General features: G+C 35.6%; 3 protein-coding genes. All 3 read left to right on the top strand.

All coding sequences use genetic code 11. From position 1 onward, the window contains the following. Positions 1–100: 100 nt before the first annotated feature. Positions 101–1,669: an ABC transporter substrate-binding protein gene (locus tag AC52RT_RS05515; protein WP_495539826.1), complete on the top strand. Its 1,569-nt coding sequence runs from the start codon at positions 101–103 to the stop codon at positions 1,667–1,669. 92 nt (positions 1,670–1,761) lie between these two features. Beyond that, positions 1,762–2,715 (top strand): ABC transporter permease, encoded by a 954-nt coding sequence (locus tag AC52RT_RS05510; RefSeq protein ID WP_495539825.1) that lies wholly within the window; start codon positions 1,762–1,764, stop codon positions 2,713–2,715. An 8-nt stretch (positions 2,716–2,723) separates the two neighbouring features. Next, positions 2,724–3,177: ABC transporter permease (locus AC52RT_RS05505; RefSeq protein ID WP_495539824.1), on the top strand; the 454-nt coding region annotated here is incomplete at its 3' end.

Raw genomic sequence — 3,177 nt, 5'->3', positions numbered from 1 at the left:
GTTGAATTTTACAAATAATCCAATTATAATTAATTGATTAATTCCGATTATATTAATTGGAATTAAAGGCGGGCAATATTACTTAGGGGGAATTCAAAAAATGAAAAAACCGATTTGGTTAGTGACCGTACTCATTCTTCTTTTATTGATTACAGGTTGTTCATCTAAAAATGATGAAAAGACTTCAACCAATAAGAAGTCAGAGGAAGATGCATTTGTTTATGGAATCGATGGAGATCCTGGGAACTCCGTTAATACAATAACTACTGGAGATCGTTATGGATTAATGACGATTAAGGCGATTTATTCACCACTATATATGTATAACGGTAGTGAGGATATCGAATATTTTCTCGCTGAAAGTATGACAGTATCTGATGATAAAAAGACCCTTACAGCAAAACTGCGTGAAGATGTAAAATGGCATGATGGGGAACCTTTTACAGCGGATGATGTAGTTTTTACTTACGAGCAAATGTTAAAAGAAGATAATGGCGGATGGGCGCGCAGCCAATTAATCTTTAATGAAAAACCAGTTCAAGTAAAGAAAATAGACGAATATACAGTTGAATTTTTGATCCCAGAAGTTAGTATGGGCGGCATAGAAGCTCTAGGTAATATCTTTATTATGCCTAAACATATTTATGAAGGAGAAAAAGATATTGCGACAAGTGCAAAAAATGCAGTTCCAGTTGGAACAGGTCCATATAAGTTTAAAGAGTATAAAGCAGGAGAAAGCGTTTCGTTCGAGAAAAACTCAGATTACTACTTAGGAGAACCAAAAATTAATCAAATTGTTTATAAAATATATGGTGATGCGAATTCTGCAGTAGTAGCTATGCAAAAAGGCGAATTTGACGCAATGGTTATCTCTCCTTTTGATGTAGAAAAGTTCAAAGGAAATGATAATGTTACGATTACACCATATGACGAAGGCCGTGTAGGGTATTTAGCGTATAATATGATTTCTAAAAAAGTCCAAGACAAGAAGGTACGCCAAGCGCTGGCCTATGCAATGAATAAGCAGGATATGATTGATGCAAGCTATCTGTCTAAAGATTTTGCTGAACCTGCCTATTCCATTCTTCCGCGAAAAGCAACATACTACACTGAAGATGTAGAAAAGTATGAAGTTGATGTAGAAAAATCAAAGAGTTTATTAAAGGAAGCCGGTGTTAAGGACTTAACCTTAAAGTTGGCCTATGTATCTAATAATCTCTTTAATCAAAAACAAGCTGCAGTTCTGCAGCAGAATTTAAAAGCAGTTGGTGTGAATTTACAATTGGTTGGAATGGATGCTACAGCCATGTTTAAGAAGTTAGAAACAGAACATGAGGAGTTTGACCTGTTTATGAATGGTTACATCATGGGCATCGATCCTGATACATTCAATTCCTTGTTTGTTACGGGGAGTGGCAGTAACTACATGCACTACAGTAACTTAAAGGTAGATGAACTATTTAATAAAGGTCGTATTGAAATTGATACAGAAAAACGGAAAGCCATATATGAAGAAATTCAACAAATTATTATTGATGATGCTGCTTTCTATCCTATAGTTGAAAATAAAAGGCTGCTGGTAATCGATTCAAAGGTTGGTGGGATCGAAGAGGCGGGCTTGGTGCCGGTTTATACGTTTGAAGATATGTCTAAGCTTTATTTTAAATAAGAACATTTCTTGTATGAATAGGAACCCTTATCATAGTTTCTCTATGGCGGGGTTCCTTTTTGAATGATGCTTGTGAGAAGAGGGGAATAGACTTGTTAAAATACATAATAAAAAGGATATTCATAGCAGTCCCGTTACTATTTATCATAACCGTCATCTGTTTTACATTAATGCAATTGGCACCGTATGATGCGATTGATGCTATGACGACACCTAATATGAGTGAGAAAACAGTAGAACTAATCAAAGTGAAATATGGATTAAATGATCCTGGCTATATCCAATATTTCCATTGGATTTCGGGGATTTTACAGGGTGAATTTGGTTATTCGCTTGTGACTCATCAAAGTATCACCGATGATCTTACAGTAAGAATACCCAATACAATATTGCTGGTTCTGCCAGCTTATCTAATTGCCATCGTGTTAGCGATAGGACTTGGATTAATAGCAGGATGGAAAAAAGAGAAATGGGCAGATAAGCTCATTGATGGACTTTGTTCAATTGGCATGGCTATTCCAAGCTTTTGGTTTGCTATGATTGTCATTTATCTGTTTGGTTATCGGTTGAGCTTGTTCCCTATTCTTGGCATGGGTTCAGTAGGTCAAGAGGGGAATTTACTAGATTTGCTTAGTCATTTAGTAATGCCGACACTTGTATTAACGGTGGCTTTTTTACCAGAACTAACACGATATGTTCGTTCGTCTACTGTTGGGCAAATGAGTGAGGATTACGTTATGGTTCAACGAGCTTTTGGGGAATCAGATTGGAAAATACTAATACATCATGTATTAAGAAATGTGTTACTTCCTGTAGTAACGATTATTGGTATGTCTTTGCCAATTCTTGTAACGGGAGCATTTGTAACGGAAACAATATTTGGCTGGCCAGGTATTGGTCCCTATTTTGTAAAAGCAATCCAGGGATTTGATTATCCTGTTGTAATGGCTGTAATGCTTCTTTCTTCCTTTTTGGTGATTGTCGGAAACTTATTGTCGGATATTTTGTATGTCTTGATTGATCCACGTATTAAGGGAATGAGGTGAATGATAGAATGAGGAAATTTCATCTTATTAAAAATGAATTAAAGAATAGTTTTCCTGCCTGTCTATCATTACTATTTTTAGTGGTTATCATCATGATGTCTATATTTGCCTTTGTGTCACCTTTTGATCCCGATGAAGTTAATATCAGCAATATTATGGAAAAACCTAGTCTTGTTCATTTGTTTGGGACAGATGAATTAGGGCGGGATTATTTTACGAGGGCTTTATTTGGAGGAAGAATTTCTTTACTTATTGGGATTATGGCTATGATTCTATCAACCAGTATAGGAATTCTTATTGGAACAATTAGTGGGTATTTTGGAGGAAGAATAGATAGTGTGCTTATGAGACTTGTTGATATCATTTCTTCTATTCCATGGATGATTCTTGTTACGGTAGTGAGTATTTTTTTATCTCCAGGTTTGAGCTCAATCATTCTAGTAATCGGATTATTTACGTGCT

Source organism: Peribacillus sp. (genome assembly GCF_059453735.1).
Note: the sequence above shows the minus strand (reverse complement) of the source record. Positions and strands in the feature narration are given on the sequence as shown.

Excerpts from the sequence above, each read along its gene's own strand:
- AC52RT_RS05515 (WP_495539826.1), top strand. The coding sequence starts at position 101 with ATGAAAAAACCGATTTGGTTAGTGACCGTACTCATTCTTCTTTTATTG.